The organism is Micromonospora sp. SCSIO 07396 (assembly GCF_053667945.1).
In genome coordinates this window covers 715,797-741,979 of the sequence record NZ_CM132210.1, presented here as the reverse complement: position 1 = coordinate 741,979, position 26,183 = coordinate 715,797, and the positions used below count along the sequence as shown (strand labels likewise).

Sequence of the window (26,183 nt, the reverse complement as noted above, 5' to 3'; positions counted from 1 at the left end):
GGGCGGCGGTGCGCCGGCCGGGCCGGGTGTCGCGGGGTACGGCGGTGGGGCTGCCGGGCCGGGAGCGGTCATAGGAGCAGGGTAGTGCCCCCCGGCTCAACGGTGCGGACTCGCGGCCCGATCACTGTCGACCACCACCACCTCGCCGTCGGGGGCCGCGCCGGCCAGCCTCTCGTACGCCGAGGGTTCGTCGACCGACTCGGCGAGCAGCGGCACGGCGGTGATCTTGACGTCGAAGCCGCCCAGCGCCCGCCGGTACGTGCCGACCGACTCCCACTCGGTGAGCAGGCACCAGTGCCGGGGGTCGTCGAGGGCCCGCAGCAGCTCACCGCGCCGGTAGCCGGGGCGGGCGGCGAGCGCGGCCAGCGCGGCGTGCGCCCTCGCGGTGAAGTCGTCCGCCGCCTCGACGGCGACCACGAACCGGTTGGTGACCAGCACCGGGTTCCTCCTCGTAGAGTCTGTGGGATGCAGCCTACGCAGCGCCCCGTGCTGGCCCGGTTGGCCCGGGCGAACCCGACGTCGGTGTTCCTCGCCACCCTCGCGCTGGTGCTGGTGGCGCTCTTCGCGCCCGGCCCGGTCGGTGGTCTGCTGCTGTTGGCGCTGGCCGCCGGGCTGGTCTACCTGCTGACTGTCACCTGGTCGGTGCAGGCGTCGCAGACCCGGCTGATCCGGTTGGTGATGGTGACGCTGCTGGTGGCGGTGGCCCTGGTCAAGCTCTTCTGACATGCACTCATGCGTTTTTGACAATCATTCTCGTTTTCACGGACAGTTGCCGACATGATCGCCCGCACCCGGTTCCGTGCCCTGACCGCCGCCACCGCCCTGCTCGCCCTGATCGGTCTCACCGCCTGCTCGACCGAGGGCGCCGGGGCCGACCCGGACCGGGTGGACGTGGTCGCCGCCTTCTACCCCCTCCAGTTCGTCGCCGAGCGGGTCGGCGGGGACGCGGTCACCGTGACCAACCTGGCCAAGCCGGGCGCCGAGCCACACGACCTGGAACTCAACCCCCGCCAGGTCGGCCAGGTCAGCGAGGCCGAGCTGGTCTTCTACCTCAAGGGCTTCCAGCCGGCGGTGGACGAGGCCGTCGCGCAGAACGCCGCCGACCGGGCGTTCGACGTGACGACCGTCGCGCCGCTGCGCGACGCGACAGCCGGCGGACACGACCACGAGGGTGAGGACGGTCACGCCGAGGAGGAGAACGGCGGCAAGGACCCGCATCTCTGGCTGGACCCGACCCGGCTGGCCACCGTCGCCGACAGGCTGGCCGAACGACTCGGCGTCGTCGACCCCGGTCGGGCCGCCGAGTACACCGGCCGGGCCCGGACGCTGCGCGGCGAGCTGGAGAAGCTCGACACCGAGTACGCCGCCGGCCTGAAGACCTGCCAGCGCCGGGAGATCGTGGTCAGCCACGCCGCCTTCGGCTACCTCGCCGAGCGTTACCAGCTGGAGCAGATCGGCCTGACCGGGCTCACCCCGGACACCGAGCCCGCCCCGCAGCGGCTGGCCGAGGTCGCCCGCGAGGCCCGCGAGCACGGCGCCACCACGATCTTCTTCGAGACGCTGGTCAGTCCGAAGGTCGCCGAGACCATCGCCGCCGAGGTCGGCGCGAAGACCGCGGTGCTCGACCCGATCGAAGGGCTCTCCACTGACGGCGGTGGGGACTACCTTTCGGTGATGCGCACCAACCTGACCACGCTCCGTACCGCCCTGGGGTGCTCGTGACCGCTCCCGTCATCCAGGTCGCGCACGCCACCGCCGGCTACGACGGCCGGCCGGTGCTGCGGGACGTCTCGCTGACCGTCACCGCCGGCGAGGTGGTGGCCGTGCTCGGGGCCAACGGCTCCGGCAAGTCCACCCTGATCCGGGCGGTGCTCGGGCTGGTCCCGCTGGGCGCCGGCACGGTCGAGCTGTTCGGCGTCCCGCAGCGCCGGTTCCGGCAGTGGCACCGGATCGGCTACGTCCCGCAGCGCCTCGGGGCCGGCAGCGGCGTGCCGGCCACCGTCGCCGAGGTGGTGGCCTCGGGACGGCTGGCCCGCCGGGGCGTGCTGCGCCCACCCGGCCGGGCCGACCGGACCGCGGTCGAGGCGGCGCTGCGCGCGGTCGGGCTCGCCGACCGGGCCCGGGACCCGGTGGCCACCCTCTCCGGCGGCCAGCAGCAGCGCACCCTGATCGCCCGCGCCCTGGCCGGTGAGCCGGAGCTGCTGGTGCTCGACGAGCCGACCGCCGGGGTCGACGCGGCCAGCCAGGAGGCGTTCGCCGGGGCGCTGCACGACTTCGTCGGCACCGGCGGCACCGTGCTGCTGGTCGCCCACGAGCTGGGGCCGCTGCGCCCGCTGATCAGCCGGGCCGTGGTGGTGCACCAGGGCGGCGTCTGCCACGACGGCCCGGTGCCGGAACCGGCCGGACACCACGCCGAGCCAGACCACGACCACGTGCACCCGCACGGTCCCGAGGAGCCCGCCGGGCTGTGGAGCAGCTGAACGATGGACCTCTTCCAGTACGACTTCATGCAGCGGGCGCTGGTCGGCGCCCTGGTGATCGGGCTGGCCGCCCCCGCCCTCGGCATCTACCTGGTGCAGCGGCGGTTGGCCCTGATCGGTGACGGCATCGGCCACGTCGCGCTCACCGGCGTCGGGGCGGGCCTGCTGCTCAACCGTTCCCCGGTGCTGGTGGCGGTGGTCGCGGCGATCCTCGGCGCGGTCACCATCGAGCTGGTCCGGGCCCGCGGCCGTACCTCCGGCGACCTGGCGCTGGCCCTGCTGTTCTACGGCGGCATCGCCGGTGGGGTGATGCTGGTCGGCCTCTCCGACGCCAGCAGCGCCAACCTCAACGCCTACCTGTTCGGCTCGCTCACCACCACCTCCCCCGCCGACCTGACCACCATCGCGGTGCTCGGCGCGGGCATCGCGGTACTCATGCTGGCGCTGCGCCCGGCGCTGTTCGCGGTCTGCCACGACGAGGAGTACGCCCGGGTCGCCGGGCTGCCCGTGCGGGCGCTGAACATGCTGCTGGCGGTCGCCACCGCGGTCACCGTCACCATCGCCATGCGGGCCGTCGGGGTCCTGCTGATCAGCGCGCTGATGGTGGTGCCGGTGGCCACCGCGCAGCAGGTCACCAGGGGTTTCCGCAGCACCATGACGGCCGCCATGGCGCTCGGCCTGTTCGCCGCCGGGGCGGGGGTGTGGGTGGCGGCCACCGCCGACACCGCCCCCGGCGCCTCGGTGGTGCTGCTGGCGATCGCGTCGTTCCTCGTGGTGGCGTTGGCCGCAGCCGCCCGGCGGGTGCTGCGCCGCCGGGGGACCCCGACCGTCGCCAGCACCCCGGAGCCGCACGAGGTGGTGCTGCGGTGACGCCGACCGGCGTACCGTCACCGGTGTTGGTTACCGTTACGGAGTGACCGGCACCCACGGCTACGACGCCTTCGAGGGCGCGGGCGAGCTGCTCCGGGCGCTGTCCGCGCCGATCCGGCTGGCGATCGTCAGCGAGCTGGCCCAGGGCGAGCGGTGCGTGCACGAGCTGGTCGAGCAGCTCGGCGCACCGCAGCCGCTGGTCTCCCAGCACCTGCGGGTGCTGCGCGGCGCGGGGGTGGTGCGGGGTTCCCGGCGCGGCCGGGAGATCGCCTACGCCCTGGTCGACGAGCACGTCGCGCACATCGTCGCCGACGCGGTCAGCCATGCCGGGGAGGGGCCGTCGCCCGCCGGGGCACCGGCAGCCGGGCGCGCGGGGGGTGCCGGGCGGCCCGCGTCGTGGCACGCTGTCGGCCGTGAAGATCTACGCTGACCGTTTTCCGGTCGCCCTCCGCCAGTTCCTCACCGATCTCCTCGTCGTCGTCTGGGTCTACGCGGCGATCCGCTTCGCGATGTGGCTGTACGACCTGGTGGAGAAGCTCGCCGTACCGGGGCGGAAGCTGGAGGGGGCCGGCGGCGGCCTCGCCGACAACCTGGCCGAGGCCGGCGGAAAGGTGGGCCGGGTGCCGCTGGTCGGCGACGAGCTGACCGGCCCGTTCACCAAGGCCGCCGACGCCGCCCGGGCGGTGGCCGAGGCTGGCCGCGACCAGCAGGAGCTGGTCGGTCAGCTGGCGTGGGCGTTGGCCATCGCGGTGCTGGTCTTCCCGCTCGGGCTGGTGCTGTTCGGCTGGCTGCCGCTGCGGCTGCGCTGGATGCGCCGGGCCGCGTCGGCGAAGGCCCTCGCCGCCGGGCCGGCCGGCCGGGACCTGCTGGCGCTGCGCGCGCTGACCAGTCAGCCGCTGCGCCGGCTGACCAAGATCGACCCGGACGTGGCGCAGGCGTGGCGGCGGGGCGACGACGCCACCGTCGACGCGCTCGCCGCCCTGGAGCTGCGCCGACTCGGCCTGCGCGCCGGCCGCTAGGCACCGTCACCTGTTGTGTCTCCCCGACCCGCAGGCTTAGATGATGGTAAATGTCTTAGGTCTGCAAGCCGTCGGCGTGCGTCGGCACGGACGGCCCGGAGAGGGAGCGTCCCCATGCCCGTGTCCCGCAGTCGGTCGATCCTCGCGGCGGGAGCCGCCGGGGTGGTGGCGGTGCTGGCCGCCACCCTCATCGGCCTGCCCCCGGCCAGCGCCGCCACCGGTGACGGCTCCCCCACCGACGCGAACATCGCGTTCGTCGGCCGCTGGGACCGCAGCAACAGCAGCGCGTACGTGCCGAACTGGGCGGGTGCCTACCTGAAGACCGGGTTCACCGGCACCACGGTCAAGCTGCGGCAGCGCAGCACCATCGACCTCTACTACAGCATCGACGGGGCCGACTTCCGCTACCTGACCAACGTCAGCGGCACGGTCAACCTGACCCCGACCCCGCTGCGCGCCGGCAACCACACGCTGGTGGTGTCGTACCGGGTGGTCGCCGGTTCGTACACCGGGGACGCGGTGTTCCAGGGGCTCACCCTCGACTCGGGCGCGCGTACCCTGCCGGCGGCGGTCCGGCCCCAGCTGATCGAGTTCGTCGGCGACTCCATCACCCTGGGCACCACCTCGTCGCGGACGGCGCTGACCGCGTACGGCTGGCTGACCGGCGAGCAGCTCGGCACCGAACACACCCAGCTCGGCTACGGCGGGGGCTGCCTGGTCGCCACCGCCGACGGCTGCGTCAGCGTCGCCAGCCAGTTCCTCCGCACCGGGTACGCGGCGAACAGCCCGGCCTGGGACTTCAGCCGCTACCAGGCCGACGCCGTGGTGATCAACCTGGGCACCAACGACCGCAGTCACGGGGTGAGCGGCGCGGACTTCCAGAACCAGTACGCCACGTTCATCCGTACCGTGCGGGGCAAGTACCCGCGCGCGGCGATCTTCGCGCTGCGCACCTTCAGCGGCCGGTACGCCGCGGAGACCGCCGCCGCCGTCAGCACGGTCACCGGGGGCGGCGACCGCAACGTGTTCTACGTGGACACCACCGGCTGGCTGCCGGCCGACGGGCTCAGCGACTCGGTGCACCCGAACGACGCCGGGCACCGGGCGATCACGGCCCGGCTCGCCCCGGTCATCGCGGCGAAGCTGTCCACCACGCCGACGCCCACCCCCACCACCACACCGCCCACCACGCCGCCGGTGACCACCGCGCCCCCGACCACCACCGCGCCGCCGGTGACCACGCCGCCGGCCGGCGGGACCGGCTGCGCCGTCGGGTACGCGGTCACCGGGCAGTGGCAGGGTGGCTTCCAGGGCGAGGTGACGATCCGCAACACCGGCACCGCCCCGGTCGACGGCTGGACGCTCCAGTGGAGCTTCGCCGACGGCCAGCGGATCAGCCAGGCGTGGAATGCGGGCTACACGCAGAGCGGCGGCACCGTCCGCGCGACCAACGTCGCCTGGAACGGCACGATCGCGGCCGGCGCGACGACGAGCTTCGGTTTCCTGGCCGACGTCACCGGCACGAACAGCCGCCCCGCCGGCTTCACCCTCAACGGCACCGCCTGCACGCTGTCCTGACCGTGCTCGGGCGGCCCCGGTCCGGGGCCGCCCGACCGCACACCGTCAGCGCAGGTAGGCCGCGAGGCCGAGCTGCTGGTTACGCAGGGCGGTGGCGACCACGCCGGCGATCTGCCGGGCCCCGGCCGTCTCGAAGTGGGTGTGGTCGGCGCAGAAGAACGCGCCCACCGCGCCCGAGTTGTAGTCGCCGTTGTTCGGGCAGAGCTTCAGCGTGTTGTAGAGCGTGTAGCTCAGCTTGTGCAGGTCGATGACGGGCACGTTGTTGGCCCGGCCCGCGTCGAAGGTCTCGGTGAGGAAGCCCCGGTTGCCCACGGCGGTGCTGCCCGAGCAGGTGATCGCCGCGGCCGGGGTGAGGAAGATCGGGTACGCGCCGCGCTGCTGGGCCGCGCGGGCCATCACGCCGAGCAGTTCCTTGTAGCGGGCCGAGCCGACGTGCCGGTTGCAGGTGGTGCTGCCGTCGTTGATGCCGAACTGGATGAACAGGTAGTCACCGGCCTTCATCCCACCGTTGGCGTTGAGCATCGCCTGCCAGCGGGTCGAGTACGTCTGCGGGTTGACCACGCACTCGCCCGCCGAGTTCATCGTGGTGGTGACGTTCGGGTCGTACAGCCAGGTCTGGATGCTGCGCCCGCCGACCGCGCTGTTGACCACGGTGGCGTTGGCGTTGAGGTACTGGCTGAACTGGTTGCCCCAGCCCACCGGGCAGGCCCCGCTGGACGACGGGTTGGCGACGGTGGAGTCACCGGCCAGCCACACGGTGACCGGCGGCTGCGTCGAGGGCGTCGGGCTGGGCGTGGGGGTGCGGGTCGGGGTGGGCGTCGGAGTCGGGGTGGGCGTCGGGGTCGGCGGGGTGGACGGTGGCGGGCAGGGCGTGACGGTCGGGGTCGCGCCGGTGCAGGAGACCCCGTTGAGCGCGAACGCGGTGGGCACCGGGTTGGCGGTGGTCCACGCGCCGTTGAACCCGAAGCTGACGGCGGCCCCGGTCCCGATGGTGCCGTTGTAGCCGACGTCCGTGGCGCTGACCGCCGTCCCGTTCTGGGTGACGGTGGCGTTCCACGCCTGGCTGACCCGTTGTCCGCTGGCGAACGCCCAGGTGAGCGTCCAGCCGGTGACCGGGTCGCCGAGGTTGGTGATGGTCACGTCCGCGCCGAAGCCGCCCTGCCACTCACTGGTGACCTTGTAGTCGACCCGGCAGCCGGTGGCCGCCGCGGTGGCGTTCCCGGCCGCGACCGCCACCCCGCCGGCGAGGACCGCCAGGGTGATCGCGCCCAGTCCGGCGAGACGTCGCCGTGCTGCTCTCATGGTGTGCTCCTAGTCGCCGGTGCCGGGCCGGCGTCGCCCGCCCCCATCTGGACGGCCGCCCGAGCCCCGCGACGATGGCCGCACCCGGGACGGGAGGAGGCAAAAATCGATGTTACTCGATATTAATCTGCTCTCCCACCTTCGCCCGGTCGGGCCGACACGCCGGGCGACGCCGCACCGGGCCGCGGGTGGTCGCGCTCGGTCGTCGGGCACCGCAACCGGCTCGTCTAGGGTGGTGCAGTGCTCTACTTCCTGATCGTCATCGCCGTGCTGCTGCTGGCGTACGCCGGCGTGCTGGTCAGCTTCGTCCGGCGCGGACGCAAGATCCCGCCGCAGGCGTACCTGGTGCTGGCGCTGCTCAACGGGCTCATCCTGGCCGCCGTGCTGGCCTGGGCCATCGCCCGCTGACCCGCGGGCCCCGACCGGCGGACGGGCCGGGGGCCCGCCCCGGCCACCGTCGGCCCGGACGGGCCCCCGGCCCACCGCATCCACCACCCACGGGCGGGATCAGTCCCCGTTGAGCACCACCGGGTCGTCATCGTCGTCATCGATGTCGTCGTCACCCCAGTTGCGCCTGGCGAACGGCAGGATCACCCAGAAGGTCAGGAACCACAGGCCGGTGATCACCGTGAGCACCACGGCGATGCCGGTGTCGAGCACGAAGTCGGCGATCAGCAGGACCGCGCTCACCATCGCGACCAGCATGAAGGCCAGCCCGCCGGAGGCCATCCGGTGCGCGAAGCGGACCAGTTCCGGCTTGCGGCCCTGGCGGAACAGCGCCCGGTGGAAGGCGACCGGCGAGATGATCATCGCGGTGGCCGCGGCGGCGGACAGCAGGGCCAGGATGTAGACGTCCCGCTGGAACTCGCTGGTCCGGGTGAACCCGTTACTGAACGGCAGGGTCAGCAGGAAGGCGAAGAGGATCTGCACGCCGGTCTGGGCGACCCGCAGCTCCTGGAGCAGATCGGCGAAGTTGCGTTGCCATCGCTGCTTCTCGGATTCCTTCGACACGCGCTACCTCCGGTTCAGACGGTACGACCGACGGGGGCACCCCCCGTCGGCAGCAACGCCTGTGCCCGATCCGCGATCGCCCGAAACCGATTCACGAACCCCGATCGGCCCGCGTCCACGCGTCCTCAGGCAGAGCCGTGCACCCGGGCCAGGATCACCTCGGCCAACCGGCCCGGCGCCTCGTCGGGAATCCAGTGGGTCACCCCGCCCAGCACCACGAACCGGTAGTCCCCCGAGACGTGCCGCACGCACGCCTGCGCGGCGGCCCGCCCGATCGCCACGTCCCGGTCGCTCCACACGTAGCTGGTCGGCACGCCCACCGGGCCGACCGCCTTCAGGTCCCGCCCCGACATCGCCCGGTACCAGTTCAGCGCCCCGGTCAACGCGCCGGGCGTCCGCAGCGGCCCGGCGTACCCGGCCACCCGGGCCGGGTCGCCGACGCCGGACAGCAGCCGGCGCAGCACCACCCCCCGCCCGGCCAGCAGCACCTTCTCCGCCAGGCCCGCCCGGCGGAACAACGCCATGTACGCCGAGCGCGCCCGCTGCCGGCGGTCGGTGGCCAGCGCGTACCCGAAGGCGGCCGGGTGCGGCACCGAGACCGCGGTGAGGGTACGCACCCGCTGCGGATGCCCCGCCGCCAGCGCCCAGGCGACGACCGCGCCCCAGTCGTGCCCCACCACGTGCGCGGTGTCGACGCCCAGCGCGTCCAGCACCGCCACCGCGTCGGCGACCAGCTCCGGCAGCCGGTAGTCGGCCACCTCGGCGGGACGGGCCCCGGGCGAGTAACCCCGCTGGTCGGGTGCGAACGTGCGCAGCCCGGCGGCGTGCAGGGCGGGCGTCACCGCGTCCCACTCCCCACCGTGCTGGGGGAAGCCGTGCAGCAGCAGCACCGCCTCGCCGCCCTCGGGGCCACCGGCCCGTACGTCGAACGTCAGGCCGCGCGCGCTCACCTGCATGATCGGCAGCCTACCCAGTGGCCCGGGCCCCCGCCCGGGCGTGCAATGCCGGGAACCATGACCTGCTGGGCCGTTGCCGCAGGTCGGTGCTAGCGTCTGCCGAGACAACTTCACATCCGACAGGGGAGCGCACAGCGCTGAGAGTGCGGGCACCGCCCGCAGACCCTCGAACCTGATCTGGGTAATGCCAGCGCAGGGAGTTCGGTCGACCTCCAGCCGCGCCGCCGTCCGGCTGCCGCCGGGCGCGGCGTGCGTCTTCTCCTGGTTCGATCGCTGGACTGGGAGGCACCGACATGCAGCACACCACCACCAACCGGTGGCGCACCATCGACATCGTGGTCGCCGCCGTGATCGCCGTCGCCTTCGGCGTCATCTTCTGGGCCTGGGGGCTGGTCTGGAAGGCCGCCGACCCGGCCTTCGCCGCCGCACCGGCCAGCCAGGCCGTGATGTACGGCGTCTGGCTCGTCCCGGCCGTGCTCGGCGGCCTGGTCATCCGCAAGCCCGGGGCGGCCCTGTTCTGCGAGGCCGTCGCCGCCACCGTCTCCGCGCTGCTCGGCGCGGAATGGGGCGGCATCACCATCGTGCAGGGCCTGATCCAGGGTCTCGGCGCGGAACTGGCCTTCGCCGCGTTCCGCTACCGGGCGTACCGGCTGCCGGTGGCGGTGCTCGCCGGGGCGATGACCGGGCTGAGCGCCGCCCTGTTCGACTTCTTCGTCTGGAACTCCGAGTACGCCCTGGCCAGCTACCGCCTGCCGTACGCGGCGCTGACCGTGCTCAGCGCCGCCGTCGTCGCCGGGGTCGGCGGCTGGTACCTGACCCGGGCGCTGGCCGAGACCGGGGTGCTCGACAGGTTCCCCGCCGCCCGCGACCGCACGCTCGTCTGACCCTGCCGTGACGAGCGGGGAGGGGTCGCCGGCGTGACCGGGGTGCGGCTGGTCGGCTTCGGCTGGCGGCACGCCGGGCGGCGGGCTTGGGCGGTACGCGGGGTCGACCTGCGCATCGACCACGGGGAACGGGTGCTGCTGCTGGGGCCGTCCGGGGCGGGCAAGAGCACCCTGCTGGCCGCGCTGGCCGGGCTGCTGCCGGCGGACTCCGGCGAGCAGGAGGGCACCGTCGAGATCGACGGCCTCGACCCGGCCAAGGCCCGCGAACGGGTCGGCACCGTCTTCCAGGACCCGCAGTCCCAGCTGGTGATGGCCCGCTGCGGCGACGACGTCGCGTTCGGGCTGGAGAACCGGGGGGTGCCCGGCGACGAGATCTGGCCCCGGGTGGACGAGGCGCTGCGCCGGGTCGGTTTCCCGTACCACCGGGACCGGCCCACCGCGGCGCTGTCCGGCGGCGAGCAGCAGCGGCTCGCCCTGGCCGGGGTGCTGGCGCTGCGGCCGGGGCTGCTGCTGCTCGACGAGCCGACCGCCAACCTCGACCCGGCCGGGGCCGAGCTGGTGCGCGGTGCGGTGGCCGGCGCGGTGGACCACGACACCACACTGGTCCTGGTCGAACACCGGGTCGCCGACGCCCTGCCCCTGGTCGACCGGGTGGTGGTGCTGACCCCCGGCGGCGGGGTCCGGGCCGACGGGACACCGGATGCGGTGTTCGCCGCGCACGGGACCGCGCTCGCCGCCGAGGGGGTGTGGGTGCCCGGCCACCCCACCGCGACCCGGCCGGCCGCCGGCCCGCCCGGCGCGGAGTTGCTCACCGCCGACCGGCTCGGCCTGCCACCCCGGCTGGCCCCCACCGACCTGGTGGTACACGCCGGCGAGGCGCTCGCCGTCCGTGGGCCCAACGGGGCCGGCAAGTCCACCCTCGCGCTGCTGCTCGGCGGCCTGCTCCGCCCCGGGACCGGCCGGCTGACCGCCACCGCCGCCCTGGCCGGCGGGGACACCCGCACGCCCCCGCACCGGTGGCGGGCCCCCGCCCTGGCCGGCCGGATCGGTTCGGTCTTCCAGGACCCGGAGCACCAGTTCGTCACCCGTACCGTCCGCGACGAACTGGCCCTCGGTCCGCGCCGCACGGGTCGCCCCGAGCCGGCCGTCCGGGCCACCGTGGACGAGTTGCTGGAGCGGCTGCGGCTGACCCGGCTCGCCGGGGCCAACCCGTACACCCTCTCCGGTGGGGAGGCCCGGCGGCTCAGCGTGGCGACCGCCCTGGCCACCGCGCCCCGGCTGCTGATCTGCGACGAACCCACCTTCGGCCAGGACCGCCGCACCTGGGGTGAGCTGGTCGACCTCTTCGCCGACCTACGTGACGCCGGACACGGCGTGGTCACCGTCACCCACGACGGGGACTTCGTCGCCGCGCTCGCCGACCGGACGGTCACCCTGCGCCCCGCCCGGGAGCAGCCGTGAGCGCCCCCACCCGGCTCCCCCGCACCGCCCACCCGAAGGCGTGGGGGCGGTCGTGATCGGCCTGGAACCGGTCGCGACGCCCGGTGCGCCGCTGGCCCGACGCAACCCGGTGGCGAAGCTCGCGGCCGGGCTGGTCTTCTCGTTCGTGCTGGTCGCCAGCCTCGACCCGGTCGCACCGGCGGTCGCCATCGCCGTCGAGCTGGCGCTGCTGCCGCTGTTCGGCATCCGCTACCGGGTGCTGGCCCGCCGGGCGTGGCCGCTGCTGGCCGGTGCCGTCGGGATCCTGGTCACCCTGGTGCTGTTCGCCGCCGACCGCTCAGGCCCGGTGCTCTGGGCCGCCGGGCCGCTGGTGGTCACCTCGGGGGTGCTGGTCACCGCGCTCGGGTTGGTGTTACGGATGCTCGCGGTCGCGCTGCCCGGGGTGATCGTGTTCGCCACCACCGACCCGACCGACCTGGCCGACGCGCTGGTGCAGAACGCGAAGGCCCCGGCCCGTTTCGCGATCGGCGCGCTGGCCGCGTTCCGGCTGGTGCCGCTGCTCGGCCAGGAGTGGCAGATGTTGACCATGGCCCGGCGGGCCCGGGGCGTGGACGCCGGCCGTAACCCGCTGGCCCGGCTGCGGCTCTTCGCCGCCACGGCGTTCGCCCTGCTGGTGGGGGCGATCCGGCGCGGCACCCGGCTGGCGGTGGCGATGGACGCCCGGGGCTTCGACGCCGGCACCCCGCGTACGGTGGCCCGCCGCCAGGTGTTCCGCCCGGCCGACTGGCTGCTCGTCGCCGGAGCAGCCGTCCTGGCCGGCGGTGCCCTCGCGGTCAGCGTCCTCCTCGGCACCTTCCGCCCCCTGATCGGCTGACCCGCCCGCACGGCACGCCGAACGGCAGGCCGCCGATGCAATGGAGCCGAAACAGCGGTATCCGAGCCCTCGGATACCGCTGTTTCGGCTCACTGGGTAACGGGCCGCCGGCCCGGACGGGACCCCGGCCGAAGCGGGACCCGGCCGAGGCGGGTCAGCTGCGGCGGAAGGCGTACCGCCGGTTCTGGCCCTGGGCGGTGGTGGAGCCGGCCCGGACCGACCGGCCCGACCGCGACGGCGGTGGGGGCGGCGTCGGCCGGGCGGCGGCGTCCGGGTGGGACGACGCGACGGCGAGGGGAACCGGGCGCACGGGCGTCACGGTCAGTGCCGCGAGCGCCGACGCGTCCACCTCCACCGGGGACGGTACGGGACGACGGGACTTCTTCGGACTGCGCTTGGCGGGCATACGCTGCCTCCTGACGAGGTGCGGAGGGCCGCCCTGCCACACGGGCGGCGGGCGGGCGGTCGACGGACGGGATCTGCTCCGAACGGCCGGCCACGGGTCATCCCCTGCGGGGAGAAGTGGGAGACGCGGACGCCCGAGCACGCGGACCCGCAGCCTCGGCGGCGGGTCGGCTCTGGAGAGAAGGGCGTCAGATGCGCATGCCATCACGCTAACCGACCCCCGCACCCGACGCACCCGCTTTTCGGCGCGGCCGACGGCGGTGGCCCCGGTCGGGCGCACGCGACCACCCTGTGACACTGGGTGGACGGCGGCTGCCGGCCCTCGCGGGCGCGCGATAGGTTCACAACACACAGGTGACGTGAGAGGTGGCGGGTACGAGATGACGCAACAGGCGACGGCGCAGATCGGCGTGACCGGGCTGGCGGTGATGGGTCGCAACCTGGCCCGCAACCTGGCCCGGAACGGGTTCACCGTGGCGGTGCACAACCGCTCCCCGGAGCGCACCCGCAGCCTGGTCGCCGAGCACGGTGACGAGGGCACCTTCGTGCCGTCGGAGTCCCTGGCGGACTTCGTCGGCTCGCTGGAGCGGCCCCGCGCGGTGATCGTCATGGTCAAGGCGGGTGCCCCCACCGACGCCGTCATCGACGAGCTGGTGCCGCTGCTGGAGGAGGGCGACATCGTCGTCGACGCCGGCAACGCGCACTTCGCCGACACCCGCCGCCGGGAGGAGACGCTGCGCGAGCACGGGCTGCACTTCGTCGGCACCGGCGTCTCCGGCGGCGAGGAGGGCGCGCTGCTCGGGCCGAGCATCATGCCGGGCGGCTCGGCGGAGTCCTACCAGAAGCTCGGGCCGATGTTCGAGAAGATCGCCGCGCAGGTGGACGGCGTCCCGTGCTGCCAGCACGTCGGCCCCGACGGCGCCGGCCACTTCGTCAAGATGGTCCACAACGGCATCGAGTACGCCGACATGCAGCTCATCGCCGAGGCGTACGACCTGCTGCGGGCCGGGCTGGGGGCGACCCCGGCGGAGATCGCGGAGATCTTCCGGGAGTGGAACACCGGCGAGCTGGAGTCGTTCCTCATCGAGATCACCGCCGACGTGCTGGCGCACACCGACGCCGCCACCGGCAAGGCGTTCGTCGACGTGGTGCTCGACCAGGCCGAGCAGAAGGGCACCGGCCGCTGGACGGTGCAGATCGCCCTCGACCTGGGCATCCCGATCACCGGCATCGCCGAGGCGACCTTCGCCCGGTCGCTGTCCGGGCACGCCGGCCAGCGTGAGGCGGCCCGCCGCACCTTCGGCGACGCGGGCGAGAAGTGGCAGGTCGAGGACCGGGACGCGTTCGTCGAGGACGTCCGCCGGGCGCTGCTGGCCAGCAAGATCGTCGCGTACGCGCAGGGCTTCGACCAGATCCGGGCCGGCAGCCGCGAGTACCACTGGGACATCGACCTGGGCGGCACCGCCACCATCTGGCGGGGCGGCTGCATCATCCGGGCCCGCTTCCTGGACCGCATCCGGGAGGCGTACGACTCGCAGCCGGAGCTGCCAACGCTGCTGGTCGCCCCGTACTTCGCCGAAGCGGTGAGCGACGGCGTGCCGAGCTGGCGGCGGGTGGTGGCGGACTCGGCACGGGCCGGCGTGCCCACCCCGGCCTTCTCCTCGTCGCTGGCCTACTTCGACGCGCTGCGCGCGGAGCGGCTGCCGGCGGCCCTGATCCAGGGCCTGCGGGACAACTTCGGCGCGCACACCTACCACCGGGTCGACCGGGAGGGCGCGTTCCACACCCTGTGGGCGACCGCCGACCGCTCCGAAGTGGCCGGCTGACCACACCTGCTCGACGCCGGTGCGGTGTCCGCACCGCACCGGCCACCGGGCGGCACGCCCGTCCGGGGCCACGACGGCACGCGACGCCCCGCCGGACCGGTCCGACACCGGTCCGGCGGGGCGTTCCGACGTATCGGGGCCGGTGTCCTCGTCGGTCGACCGGAGACGGTCGGGCCGACAGGTGGTCAGCGGCACACGCGCGCCGACAGCCGTGGCCCGGTCAGCGCGGCGGGGCGACCGGGTTGGGCAGCGCGCCACCGAAGCGGCGGTCCCGCTTGGCGTACAGCTCACAGGCGTACCACAGGTGGCGGCGGTCGAAGTCCGGCCAGAGGGTGTCCAGGAACACCAGCTCCGCGTACGCCGACTGCCAGAGCATGAAGTTGGAGATCCGTTCCTCGCCGGAGGGGCGCAGGAAGAGGTCCACCTCGGGGACCTCCGGGTGGTAGAGGTACTTCGCCACGGTCTTCTCGGTGATCCGGTCCGGGTCGAGCCGACCGGCGGCCACCTCCCGGGCGATCGCGGCGGCGGCGTCGGCGATCTCGGCCTGGCCGCCGTAGTTGACGCAGAACTGGAGGGTCAGCGTCGAGTTGCCCCGGGACATCTCCTCGGCGGTCTGCAACTCGGCGATGACGCTCTTCCACAGCCGACCGGCCCGCCCCGACCACACCACCCGCACCCCCAGGTCGACCAGTTGGTCGCGGCGGCGGCGGATGACGTCCCGGTTGAAGCCCATCAGGAACCGGACCTCGTCCGGCGAGCGCCGCCAGTTCTCGGTGGAGAAGGCGTACGCCGACAGGTAGGGCACGCCCAGCTCGATCGCCCCCTCGACGGTGTCGAAGAGGCTGTATTCGCCCTGCTCGTGGCCCTTGGTGCGGGGCAGGCCGCGCTCCTTGGCCCAGCGGCCGTTGCCGTCCATCACCACCGCGACGTGCTTCGGCAACGCCTCCGCGGGCAGCGCCGGCGGACGTGCCCCCGACGGGTGCGGGGTCGGCGGCACCGGCTCCCGCCGGCCGGACCTCAACGATCGGATCACTCGGTCATCTCCCTGTCCACACCCTCCACACCGACCCGGGGCGGCAGCACCCGGCCACCCCGGTGGCCACCCGGCGCACCGCCGTCATCCCCGGCCGGCACGCCGCCGGCCGGGCCGGTGTGCGGCGGGCCGTCCCGGTCGACCAGCGGCAGCGAGCGTAGCGCGCGTTCCAGGTGCCACTGCAGGTGCGCCGCGACCAGGCCGCTGCACTCCCGGCGTACCCCGGTGGCCGTGGCGTCGGCGACCTGCCAGTCGCCGCTGGTGAGGGCGGACATCAGGTCGATGGTGGCCGGCGCGGGGTGGGCCGCGCCGGGCGGCCGGCAGTCCGGGCAGACCGCACCCCCGGCCGGTACGGAGAACGCCCGGTGCCGCCCCGGGGTGCCGCAGACCGCGCAGGCGGTCAACGCCGGCGCCCACCCGGCGAGGCTCATCCCGCGCAGCAGGTACGCGTCGAGCACCAGCGTGGTGGCGTGCTCGCCCCGGGACAGCGCCTTGAGCGCGCCGAGGGTGAGCTGGAACAGCCGCAGCGACGGCTCCCGCTCGACCGGGGTGAGGCGTTCGGCGGTCTCCGCGATCGCGCTCGCCGCCGTGTACCGGGGGTAGTCCCCGAGGAAACGCTTGCCGTACAGGTCGATCCCCTCGACCTGGCTGACGCTGTGCAGCGAACTGCCGGTGTTGCCCTTCGGGTCCCCGGCGAGCTGGAGGTCGACGTGCCCGAACGGTTCCAGCCGGGCACCGAACTTGCTGGTGGTGCGGCGTACCCCCCGGGCCACCGCGCGCAGCCGGCCGTGCCGGCGGGTCAGCAGCGTGATGATCCGGTCGGACTCGCCCAGCTTCTGCACACGCAGCACCACCGCGTCGTCGCGGTAGAGCTGTCGGCGGTACCCGGCCATCGGGTCATTCTCTCTCGGGGTGGGAAATCAGGGTCGGATCGGGGTGGCCCGGCGCTGCGCCCCGGATGTGCGCCGGGGTACGACGGTCGTAGGTTGCTGGTCATGGCACTTCCCCGCAGCGCGGTCGCCCTCGGCGCGACCGCCGCCCTCATCCTCGCCACCGGGTGCGACACACTCGCGTTCCGGCGGCTGGACTTCGACACCACCGAGGCGGCGACGATCGCCCGGATCACCGTCCGGCCCGGCTCCGGGGACGTCGTGGTGCGGGCCACCGGCCCGGCCACCGGCGTACGCGTCAAGCGGGTGCTCCGCTACCAGGGCGACCAGCCCGACACCACGTACCAGATCACCGGCGACGAGTTGATGCTGGACACCGGCTGCGGCCCCCGCTGCTCGGTGTCGTACGAGGTGACCGCCCCGCCCGGGGTGCGGGTGCAGGGCGAGACCGGCTCCGGTGACGTCGAGCTGGCCAAGATCGGGTCGGTCGACTTCTCCCTGGGCTCGGGCAACCTGCGGATCGCCGACGCCAGCGGCCCGGTGCGGGCCGAGACCGGCTCGGGCAACATCGAGGTGCTCAACGTCGCCGGCCCGGTCGACCTGCGGGCGTCCTCGGGTGACGTCACCGGTACCCGGCTCGGCGGCGACGTCTCGGCCACGACCGACTCCGGCAACATCACGCTCGTGCTGAGCACCGCGGCCTCGGCCCGGGCCCACGCCGGCAGCGGGGACGTCGAGCTGACGGTGCCGGCGGGCCGCTACCGGGTGAAGTCGAACGTCGACTCGGGGGAGGCCGAGATCGGGGTGACCAACGATCCGACGGCGTCGCTGGTGCTGGACCTGGAGGCCGACAGCGGGAACGTGACGGTCGTACAGCGGTGAGGCGTCCCGGCGTACCTCAGCGGGCCCTGATCTCGACGGTGTCGGCCCCGGGTGTCCGGGGGGCCGGGACGACGGGCGTCGCCGGCACCGGTCGGGCCGGCCGCCGGCCGGGGACCAGCTCGGGGCGGCGGCGGGCCGCCACGTCCTCGACCCAGCCGACCAGCAGGGTCACCACGCCGACCAGGAGGAAGACCAGCACCACCCGGATGGCCAGCCCCCACGGGTCGCGGGGTGACCAGCCGACCAGCCCGACCAGCGGGGTGAGCGCCACCACGAAGGGCATGTGCCACAGGTAGACGGTCAACGCGCGCCGGTTCACGATCGTCACCAGCCGGCTGACGATCAGGTTGCGGTCCACCCAGGCGGCGGTGGCCGGGGCCCGGCCGATGACCACCAGGATGAACGCCGCCGACCACAGGGCGTTGCCCAGCGGAATGTCGTTGAGGTCGTAGCCGCGCGGCCCGGGGTGGGTGAGGATCCAGCCGGCACCGACCCCGGCCAGCAGCAGCGCCGCCGGCACCAGCACCCGGCCGGCCAGCCGGCGCAACAACCCGTCGTGGTGGGCGAAGCCGAGCAGCCAGGCACCGAAGTACAGGCCGAAGTGCTGCAGCACCGCCGAGGTGGTGGTGAACAGACCCGCCTCGATCGCGATCAGCAGCAGGTAGGGGGCGGCCAGGGTGGGCAGCGGCACCCGCCGGAACAGCCACAGCGCCACCGGGGAGACGAGCACGAACCACAGGTAGTCCCGCAGGTACCAGATCGGGCTGAGCGCCAGCCCACCCCAGTAGTTGGCGGGCGGGTCGGCGACCGGGAACAGCCAGAGCACCACCCGGGGGGTGAACACCAGGCCGGTGAGCAGCATCGCCGGGACGAAGACCGCCGCCACCACCCACAGCGAGGGCAGCAGCCGGCGCAGCCGACGCCCGACCGCAGGCACGCCGGAGCGGTCCAGCGACGCGGCCATCAGCGATCCGGCCAGGGCGAACATGACCGACATGGCCGGGAAGACAAGCGTCAGCGAGGCCAGCCCGGTGACGTGGTAGACCACGACCCGGACGATGGCCAGGAACCGGAGCAGATCCAGATATCGGTTACGCATCAGGCTGCATCTATGTGGGGGACGGATGGACGTCCCCTACCCTGCGCACCCGACCTGTGAAACCGCTGCTAATCGGTACCTGACGTGAAACTTCCCATATCAGGGTCCGAATTCCACCAGCCGCACGCGATCAGAACCCGAGCTTGCGCAACTGCTTCGGATCGCGCTGCCACTCCTTGGCCACCCGGACGTGCAGGTCCAGATAGACCCGGGTGCCGAGCAGCTCCTCGATCTGCTTACGGGCGGTGGTGCCGACCTCCTTGAGCCGGCTGGCCCGGTGACCCAGCACGATCGCCTTCTGGCTGGGCCGCTCGACGTAGACGTCGGCGTAGATCTTCATGAGCTGCCCCTCGGGGATCATCTCCTCCACCACCACGGCGATCGAGTGCGGCAGCTCGTCGCGGACCCCCTCCAGCGCCGCCTCCCGGATCAGCTCGGCGACCAGCACCTGCTCCGGCTCGTCGGTGAGCATGTCGTCCGGATACAGCTGCGGCGACGGCGGCAGGTGACCGGTCATCACGTCGACCAGGGTGTCCACCTGGTGCCCGGAGACCGCGCTGACCGGCACCACGGCGGCGAAGTCAGCCAGCTCGCTGACCGCGAGCAACTGCTCGGCCAGCCGCCGCTTGTCCACCAGGTCGGTCTTGGTGACCACGGCGAGCACGGTGGCCTTCAACTCGCTCAGCTCGCCGCTGATGAACCGGTCGCCCCGGCCCACCGGCTCGTCGGCCGGGATGCAGAGGCCGATCACGTCGACCTCCGTCCAGGTGGTGCGCACCAGGTCGTTGAGGCGTTCGCCGAGCAGGGTGCGCGGCCGGTGCAGGCCCGGGGTGTCGACCAGCACCAACTGCGAATCCGGCCGGTGCAGCACGGCCCGGATGACGTGCCGGGTGGTCTGCGGCTTGTTGGAGGTGATCGCGATCTTGGTGCCGACGATCGCGTTGGTCAGGGTCGACTTGCCGGCGTTCGGCCGCCCGACGAAACACCCGAACCCCGCCCGGTACGGCCGCTGCTCCACGCCGGTCACTCGATCACCGTGCCGAGGACCGTGCCGTCCGGCGCGGCCACGTGGATCGGCGCGTCGGCGGACAGGTCCCGGACCGCGGCGTGACCCGCCCCGTCCAACGTCGACGCCTCGGTCACCACCACCGCCGCCTCCAACCGGCTCGCCCCGGCCGCCGCCGCCGACGCCACCGCGAGCTGCAATGCCGTCACCGTCAACGAGGGCAGCGCGACACTCGCCGCCGCGTACGTCCGGCCGTCCTGGTCGCGGACCGCCGCGCCCTCCACGGCGGCCACCCGGGCACGGGCGCCACGGGCCAGCACGACCAGCTTGCCGTCCTCGGCGCTCAACCCGGCCGGATCGGACGGGGTGGGCCGGGCGGCCGGCTCGACGGGTGTCTCAGGCATCGGCGGGTTGCCTCTCCTCGGTGCTGTGTTGACCGTCACGGGAATCGGGACCGTCCGACGGCACCCGGCTGACCAGCACGGTGTCTATCCGGTTACGTCGGCCGGTAGTGCCCTCGGCGACCAGTTTGAGGCCGGCCACCTCGGCGTCGGCACCCGGGATCGGCACCCGCCCCAGGGCCTGCGCCAGCAGACCACCGACCGTCTCCACCTCGTCGGTGGGCAGCTCGGTGTCGAACAACTCGCCCAGGTTCTCCACCGGCAGCCGGGCGGTGACCCGCACCGCGCCGTCAGCCAGGTGCTCCACCGGCGGGCGCTCGACATCGTACTCGTCGGTGATCTCGCCGACGATCTCCTCCAGGATGTCCTCGATGGTGACCAGGCCGCCGGTGCCACCGTACTCGTCGACGACGATGACCAGGTGGTTGCGGGCAGCCTGCATCTCCGACAGCAGGTCGTCGACCGGCTTGGACTCCGGCACGAACGTCGCCGGCCGCATCAGCTCGGCCACCGGCGTCTGGTGGGCCCGCAGGTCACCACCCCGGGTACGCCTGATGAGGTCCTTGAGGTAGAGCACGCCGAGCACGTCGTCGACGCTCTCGCCGATCACCGGGATACGGGAGAACCCGGAGCGCAGGAACAGCGCCAACGCCTGGGAGAGGGTCTTGCCCTCCTCGATCCACACCATCTCGGTGCGCGGCACCATCACCTCCCGGGCGATGGTGTCGCCGAGCGCGAAAACCGAGTGGATCATCTGGCGTTCGCCGTGCTCCACCACCCCCCGCTGCTCGGCCAGGTCGACCAGTTCCCGCAGCTCGACCTGGGTGGCGAACGGCCCCTCCCGGAACCCGCGCCCCGGGGTGACCGCGTTGCCGATCAGGATCAGCAGCGAGGCCAGCGGATTCAGCGCCCGACCCAGCCAGCGCACCAGCGGCGCCACCGCCCGGCCCACCGCGTACGCGTGCTGCCGGCCCAGGGTGCGCGGGGCCACCCCCACCACCACGAAGCTGACCACGGTCATCGCCCCGGCGGTCACCAGCGCCGCCCGCCAGCCCGCGCCGAAGCTGTCCACCGCGACCAGGGCGACCAGGGTGGTGGCGGTCAGCTCGGCGAGCAGCCGGAGCAGCAGCAACAGGTTGAGGTGGCGGACCACGTCACCGGCGACGGCCTGCAGGGTACGCGCGCCGCGCGCCCCGTCGCGGGCCAGCTCCGCGGCGCGGGCCGGGGAGACCGCGGCCAGCGCGGCCTCGGTCATCGCGATCAGCCCGGCGAGCACCACCAGCCCGGCCGCGAAGAAGATCAGCTGAAGATCGGGAAGGCCGGCGGTCGGACCGGCCGCGACTATGTCCATCACCGGGACCGGGTCGACCGCCAGCTGGCCAGCAGCCGGGCCTGGAGGGCGAACATCTCCCGCTCCTCCTCCGGCTCGGCGTGGTCGTAGCCGAGCAGGTGCAACACCCCGTGCACGGTGAGCAGGTGCAGCTCGTCGGCCGCGCTGTGCCCGGCGGTGGCCGCCTGCTTGGCCGCCACCTCCGGGCAGAGCACGATGTCGCCGAGCAGGGCCGGTTCACCGCCGGCCGGGGCGCTCTCCCCCGGGCCGTGGTCGACGCTGCCCTCGTCCATGGGGAAGGCGAGCACGTCGGTGGGGCCGTCGCCGCCCATCCAACGATGGTTCAGCTCGGTCATGTAGCCGATGTCGACAAGCAGCACGGACAGCTCGGCGAGCGGGTTGACCCCCATCTCGTCGAGGGCGTGCCGGGCCACGGCGAGCACCGCGTCGGTGTCGACCTCGGCACCGGACTCGTTGGCGATCTCGATGGACAACTGTCTTCCTCTGGTTGGTTGGCGGCGTCGGCCGGCCCGTTGGTTAGCGGCGTCGGCCGGCCCGGCCGCCCTGGGCGGTCCGCCCCGGCACGGCGTGCACGGCCTGCGCCTGCTGGTTCTCCCGCTCGTCCCAGCGGGCGTACGCGTCGACGATCTCACCGACCAGCCGGTGCCGGACCACGTCCGCGCTGGAGAGCTGCGCGAAGTGCACGTCCTCGACGTGGCCCAGGATCTCCCGGACCACCCGCAGCCCGCTGGCCGTCCCGCCCGGAAGGTCCACCTGGGTGACGTCACCGGTCACCACGATCTTGGAACCGAAGCCGAGCCGGGTGAGGAACATCTTCATCTGCTCGGGCGTGGTGTTCTGCGCCTCGTCCAGGATGATGAACGCGTCATTCAACGTCCTACCCCGCATGTACGCCAGCGGCGCCACCTCGATGGTGCCGGCGGCCATCAGCTTCGGGATGGACTCCGGGTCGAGCATGTCGTGCAGCGCGTCGTAGAGCGGGCGCAGGTACGGGTCGATCTTCTCGTTCAGGGTGCCCGGCAGGAAGCCCAGCCGCTCGCCCGCCTCGACCGCCGGACGGGTCAGGATGATCCGGCTGACCTGCTTGGCCTGGAGCGCCTGGACGGCCTTCGCCATCGCCAGGTAGGTCTTGCCGGTGCCGGCCGGGCCGATGCCGAACACGATCGTGTTCGCGTCGATCGAGTCGACGTACGTCTTCTGGCCCAGCGTCTTGGGGCGGATGGTGCGCCCGCGCCGGGAGAGGATGTTGAGGGTGAGCACCTCGGCGGGCCGCTCGGTGCCGCCTTGTTCGAGCATGCCGACGGTACGCCGGACAGCGTCAGTGGTCAGGGTCTCGCCTTTCTCGATCAGTTCGAGCAGCTCGCTGAAGAGGCGCTCGGCGAGCGCGTTGTCCGCGGGCGCACCGGTGATGGTGATCTCGTTACCGCGTACGTGCACGTCGCTGGTGACCGAACGTTCGACGAGTCGCAGGATCTCGTCGCCCGCGCCGAGCAGGTTGACCATGATCTTGGCGTCGGGAACCGTGATCCTGGTCTGCACCCGGGGCGGGCCGGGAGGTGAGGTGCCGGTCATAGGTCGGGCCGTGGGGCCCTGCGCCACCTGCTTCCATCTCGCGCCGTGCCCTGCTGGCGCGGCGTGCGGACGATACTCCCATCGTATCCGCTCGGCCCCGGCGGCACCGTGTCACTTTTTCCGCCCGGGCGGACCGGGTGGTCGTAGCGGCCTCCCGGCCCGTCCAGCGACCGGCACCGGCCCGGGAGCCGGCGGGTCCGGCCCGGGAGCCGGCAGGTCCGGCCCGGCTGGCCGGCGTCGGGCCGGAGGCTGGCGGTCGAGGTCGAGGGGCCGGCCGGTCAGGCCCGGAAGTCGTACCGGTCGAAGGTCTCCTGGTGGCGGGTGAAGCGGTAGGTGGCCCAGTGCATCGCGACCACCGTCCCGTCGGCGTCACGGGTGAGCCGCAGCAACTCCCCGACCTCCCGCCCGGAGACCGTCCGGAACACGTCAGGCGAGTGCGGCGTCGGCGCGAACACCGCCGGAGGTCGCCCCGCCGGATCGTCCGCGCCGCGGGCCCGTAACGCCCCGTCGTGCCAGGAGAAGACGTACTCGAAGCCCTCGCCCCACCAGCGACCCAGCACCCCGCGCAGCGGGCCGGGCGCACCCGGGCCCGGCTGCCACGGCACGATCTCCGCCGGGGCGTGTTCGACCGAGGCGGCGAGCAGCCGGTGCGGCAGTTCCAGCACCTCGGCGGCGGTGCCGGAGGAGGCGAGCACCGCGCAGCCCATCGCGCCGGGGGTGCCGTCCCCGCCGCGCCGGCCGTAGACGCCCGCCAGGAAGCCAGGCATCGCGCCGTCGTGCCCCACGTGCACCACCCGGTCCGGGTACGGGACCAGGATCAGCCCGAGCCCGAAGCCGGCCCTCCAGGTCGTCTCGTCGGTGGTGGTCACCGGCCAGCGCATCTCGTCCAGCGTCGTCGCGGCGAGCACCGCCCCGGTCGGGTCCAGCGCGGCCGGGTCGGCCAGGAACGCCGCCCAGCGGGCCATATCCGTCGCGGTGCTCCACAACTGGGCGGCCGGCCCGACCGCCCCGAAGTCGGTCGGCGGCTCCGGATGCGCCTCATCGGAGTACGCGTCGACCAGGAAGCCGGTCACCGCCTGCGGCCCCGGGTCGACCGAGGTGTCGGCCAGCCCCAGCGGGGTGAGCACCCGGTCGGCGAGCACCTCGGCCCAGGTTCCGCCGCGTAACGTGCCGACCAGCCGGCCGAGCAGCGCCATGCCCAGGTTCGAGTAGTGGTAGCGGCGGCCGGTGGGCAGCACCCGCTCGACCCGGGCCAGGTCGGCGACCAACTCGTCCACCTGCGGCGCGCGCAGCGTGTCCCAGACGTCGCCGTACGGCTCGCGTTGCAGCCCGGCGGTGTGCGACAGCAACCGGCGTACGGTCAGCTCGCCGTGCGCGGGCAGGTCCAGGTGCCGCTCCAGCGGGTCGTCCAGGTCGAGCAGCCCGTCGTCGCGGCACTGCAACACCAGCACGGCGGTGAAGGTCTTGGTGACCGAGCCGATCCGGAACCGGCTCGCCGGGCCGAGGACGGTGTCGTTACCGGTGCCGCCGACCTCGAAGCTCCAGAGCGGACCGTCGGCCCGGTGCAGCGCCACCGCCAGCGCGGGCACCCGGGCCTGCGCCTGGGCGCCCCGGACCATCCGTTCCAGCCGACGCCGTACCCGCGCCCCGTCGCCGCTCGGGTCCCCGTCGCCGCCCGGGTCGGTTTCCCCGTCGACCGTCGACGTCACACCAGGTCCCGGGCCAGCATCGGGCCCAGCGGCGCGCCGCCGAGCAGGTGGGCGTGCACGTGGAAGACCTCCTGGCCGCCGTACGGGCCGGTGTTGAACATCAGCCGGAAGCCGTCCCCGGTCAGCCCCTCGTCCTCGGCCACCGCCGCCGCCGTGGCCAGCACCTCACCGGCCAGCCCCGGGTCACCCTGGCCGAGCGTCGCCACATCGGCGTAGTGCTCCTTGGGGATGATCAGCACGTGCACCGGCGCCTTCGGCCCGATGTCACGGAACGCCAGGATGGTGGCGGTCTCCTTGACGATGGTGGCCGGAATCTCCCCGGCGACGATGCGGCAGAACAGACAGTCGGCTCCCATCCCCCCACTCTAAAGACCACCCCACTCCCCTCCCCCGCCCCCTCCCCGCCCTCCCCCGCTACCCCCGCCCCACCGTTCCCCCGGTGATCAAGAGGTTCGCGTCAGAATCCGGCCGGCCGATGACGCAAACCTCTTGATCACGGGGCACACCACCAGGGGGCGGCGGTGCGGGCGCGGTGACCAAGAAGTTTGGGGCAGGAATGGGGCTGGCGATGACGCAAACCTCTTGATCACCGAAGACACCGCCAGCAGACGGCACCAATGGGACGGTGACCAAGAAGTTTGCGGCACGAATCGGCCCCGGCGATGACGCAAACCTCTTGATCACCAGGGCAGGTCGGGGGCGAGGCGGGGGCGAGGCGGGAGGGCAGCGTGGGGTGGGGTGGGGTGTTACCAGCGGGTGAGGCGGGTGGAGAGGACGGCCAGGGCGGCGGGGCCGGCGGTGGAGGTACGCAGGACCGAGGGGCCCAGGCGTACCGGGCGGGCACCCGCATCGGTGAAGGTGGCCAGCTCGGCCGGGGCGATGCCGCCCTCGGGCCCGACGACCAGGACGATCTCGCCGGCGCTCGGCAGGTCGACCGTGGTGAGCCGCTCCTCGGCCTCCTCGTGCAGGACGAACGCCGTGCCCGCCCCGGCGATCCGACGCGCCACCGTGGCGGTGGACTCGTCCGGGGAGCCGGCCACCACCGGCAGCCACGCCCGGCGGGCCTGTTTGGCCGCCTCCCGGGCCGTCGTCACCCACTTCTCCCGGGCCCGTACGCCCCGGTCACCGCGCCACTGCGCCACCGAGCGGGACGCCGCCCAGGGCACGATCTCGTCCACTCCGACCTCGGTCATCGCCTGGACTGCCAACTCGCCCCGGTCACCCTTGGCGATGCCCTGCACCACCACCAGCCGGGGGACGTCCGCGTCGACGTACCCCCGGGAGGTGACGGTGAGGTCGAGGGCGCCCCGGCCGACGGCGGTGACCACAGCGGTGGCGGTGCCGCCCCGCCCGTCGGCGAGCAGCAGTTCCTCGCCGACGCGCAGCCGTTGCACGGTCGCGGCGTGGTGCCCCTCGGGGCCGTCCAGGGTGACCTGGTCGGCGGGGGGCAGCGACTCGACCAGGAACAGCGGCGCGGACACGCCGATCAGGCTAACCGGCCCGGCCGGCCGGGGAGCCACCCGGGACTCCGGCCGACCGGGACGCCCCGACCGGGACGAGCCGACCGGCACGAAACCGCACGGGACCCGACCACA

General features: G+C 73.6%; 28 protein-coding genes, 1 pseudogene and 1 riboswitch. Of the genes and pseudogenes, 13 read left to right on the top strand and 16 right to left on the bottom strand.

The window, feature by feature from the left end; all coding sequences use genetic code 11:
- Positions 1-96: 96 nt before the first annotated feature.
- Entirely contained in the window at positions 97-438 is a 342-nt protein-coding gene (locus tag ACWCHM_RS03445; protein ID WP_454221466.1) for an antibiotic biosynthesis monooxygenase family protein, read from the bottom strand.
- A 27-nt stretch (positions 439-465) separates the two neighbouring features.
- Here ACWCHM_RS03445 and ACWCHM_RS03440 point away from each other — a divergent pair, with 27 nt between their 5' ends.
- The 7 genes and pseudogenes from ACWCHM_RS03440 (at position 466) to ACWCHM_RS03410 (ending at position 5,947) form a co-directional block, all read left to right on the top strand.
- On the top strand, positions 466-723 hold the full coding sequence (locus ACWCHM_RS03440) for a DUF6703 family protein (RefSeq protein WP_204959542.1): 258 nt from the start codon (positions 466-468) through the stop codon (positions 721-723).
- A gap of 54 nt (positions 724-777) precedes the next feature.
- Positions 778-1,722 carry a metal ABC transporter substrate-binding protein gene (locus ACWCHM_RS03435; protein ID WP_454221465.1) on the top strand — a complete coding sequence of 315 codons (945 nt, stop codon included), beginning with the start codon at positions 778-780 and terminating at the stop codon, positions 1,720-1,722.
- On the top strand, positions 1,719-2,480 hold the full coding sequence (locus tag ACWCHM_RS03430) for a metal ABC transporter ATP-binding protein (RefSeq protein WP_454221464.1): 762 nt from the start codon (positions 1,719-1,721) through the stop codon (positions 2,478-2,480). Before ACWCHM_RS03435 ends, ACWCHM_RS03430 begins: the two co-directional genes overlap by 4 nt.
- Positions 2,481-2,483: 3 nt before the next feature.
- Entirely contained in the window at positions 2,484-3,350 is an 867-nt protein-coding gene (locus ACWCHM_RS03425) for a metal ABC transporter permease (protein ID WP_204959545.1), read from the top strand.
- Between the two features lie 43 nt (positions 3,351-3,393).
- Positions 3,394-3,684 (top strand): annotated as a pseudogene (locus ACWCHM_RS03420) (ArsR/SmtB family transcription factor); the annotation flags it as partial.
- 79 nt (positions 3,685-3,763) lie between these two features.
- Entirely contained in the window at positions 3,764-4,369 is a 606-nt protein-coding gene (locus tag ACWCHM_RS03415) for a hypothetical protein (RefSeq protein ID WP_454221463.1), read from the top strand.
- A 114-nt stretch (positions 4,370-4,483) separates the two neighbouring features.
- The gene (locus tag ACWCHM_RS03410; protein WP_454221462.1) at positions 4,484-5,947 is read left to right on the top strand and encodes a cellulose binding domain-containing protein; all 1,464 of its coding nucleotides are present in this window, start codon (positions 4,484-4,486) and stop codon (positions 5,945-5,947) included.
- Positions 5,948-5,992: 45 nt separating this feature from the next.
- Here the strand turns inward: ACWCHM_RS03410 and ACWCHM_RS03405 are convergent, their stop codons facing one another.
- Positions 5,993-7,249: a cellulose binding domain-containing protein gene (locus ACWCHM_RS03405; RefSeq protein WP_454221461.1), complete on the bottom strand. Its 1,257-nt coding sequence runs from the start codon at positions 7,247-7,249 to the stop codon at positions 5,993-5,995.
- A 240-nt stretch (positions 7,250-7,489) separates the two neighbouring features.
- Here ACWCHM_RS03405 and ACWCHM_RS03400 point away from each other — a divergent pair, with 240 nt between their 5' ends.
- Positions 7,490-7,657 carry a hypothetical protein gene (locus ACWCHM_RS03400; RefSeq protein WP_204959548.1) on the top strand — a complete coding sequence of 56 codons (168 nt, stop codon included), beginning with the start codon at positions 7,490-7,492 and terminating at the stop codon, positions 7,655-7,657.
- A gap of 99 nt (positions 7,658-7,756) precedes the next feature.
- On the opposite strand, the gene ACWCHM_RS03395 is transcribed toward ACWCHM_RS03400, so the two are convergent.
- Positions 7,757-8,260 (bottom strand): DUF6328 family protein, encoded by a 504-nt coding sequence (locus tag ACWCHM_RS03395; protein ID WP_145921266.1) that lies wholly within the window; start codon positions 8,258-8,260, stop codon positions 7,757-7,759.
- Positions 8,261-8,385: 125 nt separating this feature from the next.
- On the bottom strand, positions 8,386-9,216 hold the full coding sequence (locus ACWCHM_RS03390) for an alpha/beta fold hydrolase (RefSeq protein WP_454221460.1): 831 nt from the start codon (positions 9,214-9,216) through the stop codon (positions 8,386-8,388).
- Positions 9,217-9,327: 111 nt separating this feature from the next.
- Positions 9,328-9,433, top strand: a riboswitch (TPP riboswitch).
- Positions 9,434-9,509: 76 nt separating this feature from the next.
- Between ACWCHM_RS03390 and ACWCHM_RS03385 the strand changes: the two genes are divergently transcribed.
- Genes ACWCHM_RS03385 through ACWCHM_RS03375 form a run of 3 tightly spaced genes read left to right on the top strand, consistent with a single transcriptional unit; the run spans position 9,510 to position 12,414 of the window.
- Positions 9,510-10,100 carry an ECF transporter S component gene (locus ACWCHM_RS03385; protein WP_204959550.1) on the top strand — a complete coding sequence of 197 codons (591 nt, stop codon included), beginning with the start codon at positions 9,510-9,512 and terminating at the stop codon, positions 10,098-10,100.
- A gap of 33 nt (positions 10,101-10,133) precedes the next feature.
- Positions 10,134-11,561: an ABC transporter ATP-binding protein gene (locus ACWCHM_RS03380; RefSeq protein ID WP_454221459.1), complete on the top strand. Its 1,428-nt coding sequence runs from the start codon at positions 10,134-10,136 to the stop codon at positions 11,559-11,561.
- A 52-nt stretch (positions 11,562-11,613) separates the two neighbouring features.
- On the top strand, positions 11,614-12,414 hold the full coding sequence (locus tag ACWCHM_RS03375) for an energy-coupling factor transporter transmembrane component T family protein (RefSeq protein WP_454221458.1): 801 nt from the start codon (positions 11,614-11,616) through the stop codon (positions 12,412-12,414).
- 154 nt (positions 12,415-12,568) lie between these two features.
- On the opposite strand, the gene ACWCHM_RS03370 is transcribed toward ACWCHM_RS03375, so the two are convergent.
- Positions 12,569-12,820 carry a hypothetical protein gene (locus tag ACWCHM_RS03370; RefSeq protein ID WP_204959553.1) on the bottom strand — a complete coding sequence of 84 codons (252 nt, stop codon included), beginning with the start codon at positions 12,818-12,820 and terminating at the stop codon, positions 12,569-12,571.
- A 379-nt stretch (positions 12,821-13,199) separates the two neighbouring features.
- Between ACWCHM_RS03370 and gndA the strand changes: the two genes are divergently transcribed.
- On the top strand, positions 13,200-14,645 hold the full coding sequence (gene gndA, locus ACWCHM_RS03365) for an NADP-dependent phosphogluconate dehydrogenase (RefSeq protein WP_204959554.1): 1,446 nt from the start codon (positions 13,200-13,202) through the stop codon (positions 14,643-14,645).
- A 220-nt stretch (positions 14,646-14,865) separates the two neighbouring features.
- On the opposite strand, the gene ACWCHM_RS03360 is transcribed toward gndA, so the two are convergent.
- A complete protein-coding gene (locus tag ACWCHM_RS03360) occupies positions 14,866-15,642 on the bottom strand; it encodes an isoprenyl transferase (RefSeq protein ID WP_204959675.1) in 777 nt (258 codons plus the stop codon).
- Between the two features lie 32 nt (positions 15,643-15,674).
- Positions 15,675-16,571 (bottom strand): DNA repair protein RecO, encoded by an 897-nt coding sequence (recO, locus tag ACWCHM_RS03355; protein WP_204959555.1) that lies wholly within the window; start codon positions 16,569-16,571, stop codon positions 15,675-15,677.
- A gap of 102 nt (positions 16,572-16,673) precedes the next feature.
- On the opposite strand from recO, the gene ACWCHM_RS03350 reads away from it, so the two are divergent.
- Entirely contained in the window at positions 16,674-17,450 is a 777-nt protein-coding gene (locus ACWCHM_RS03350) for a DUF4097 family beta strand repeat-containing protein (RefSeq protein ID WP_204959556.1), read from the top strand.
- Between the two features lie 16 nt (positions 17,451-17,466).
- Here ACWCHM_RS03350 and ACWCHM_RS03345 read toward each other — a convergent pair whose 3' ends face one another.
- The 9 genes from ACWCHM_RS03345 to ACWCHM_RS03305 form a co-directional block, all read right to left on the bottom strand.
- The gene (locus tag ACWCHM_RS03345) at positions 17,467-18,549 is read right to left on the bottom strand and encodes an acyltransferase family protein (protein WP_421487639.1); all 1,083 of its coding nucleotides are present in this window, start codon (positions 18,547-18,549) and stop codon (positions 17,467-17,469) included.
- 130 nt (positions 18,550-18,679) lie between these two features.
- A complete protein-coding gene (gene era, locus ACWCHM_RS03340; protein WP_145921275.1) occupies positions 18,680-19,576 on the bottom strand; it encodes a GTPase Era in 897 nt (298 codons plus the stop codon).
- Positions 19,573-19,959, bottom strand: a complete 387-nt coding sequence (locus ACWCHM_RS03335; RefSeq protein ID WP_204959558.1) for a cytidine deaminase — start codon at positions 19,957-19,959, stop codon at positions 19,573-19,575. Before ACWCHM_RS03335 ends, era begins: the two co-directional genes overlap by 4 nt.
- Positions 19,952-21,331 carry a hemolysin family protein gene (locus tag ACWCHM_RS03330; protein WP_204959676.1) on the bottom strand — a complete coding sequence of 460 codons (1,380 nt, stop codon included), beginning with the start codon at positions 21,329-21,331 and terminating at the stop codon, positions 19,952-19,954. Before ACWCHM_RS03330 ends, ACWCHM_RS03335 begins: the two co-directional genes overlap by 8 nt.
- Positions 21,307-21,780, bottom strand: a complete 474-nt coding sequence (gene ybeY / locus ACWCHM_RS03325) for an rRNA maturation RNase YbeY (protein ID WP_088644390.1) — start codon at positions 21,778-21,780, stop codon at positions 21,307-21,309. Before ybeY ends, ACWCHM_RS03330 begins: the two co-directional genes overlap by 25 nt.
- Positions 21,781-21,823: 43 nt before the next feature.
- Entirely contained in the window at positions 21,824-22,879 is a 1,056-nt protein-coding gene (locus tag ACWCHM_RS03320) for a PhoH family protein (protein WP_204959559.1), read from the bottom strand.
- A gap of 278 nt (positions 22,880-23,157) precedes the next feature.
- The gene (locus tag ACWCHM_RS03315) at positions 23,158-24,498 is read right to left on the bottom strand and encodes a serine hydrolase domain-containing protein (protein ID WP_454223005.1); all 1,341 of its coding nucleotides are present in this window, start codon (positions 24,496-24,498) and stop codon (positions 23,158-23,160) included.
- Positions 24,499-24,584: 86 nt separating this feature from the next.
- On the bottom strand, positions 24,585-24,944 hold the full coding sequence (locus ACWCHM_RS03310; protein ID WP_454221457.1) for a histidine triad nucleotide-binding protein: 360 nt from the start codon (positions 24,942-24,944) through the stop codon (positions 24,585-24,587).
- 390 nt (positions 24,945-25,334) lie between these two features.
- Entirely contained in the window at positions 25,335-26,069 is a 735-nt protein-coding gene (locus ACWCHM_RS03305) for a 16S rRNA (uracil(1498)-N(3))-methyltransferase (protein ID WP_454221456.1), read from the bottom strand.
- Between the last annotated feature and the right edge of the window lie 114 nt (positions 26,070-26,183).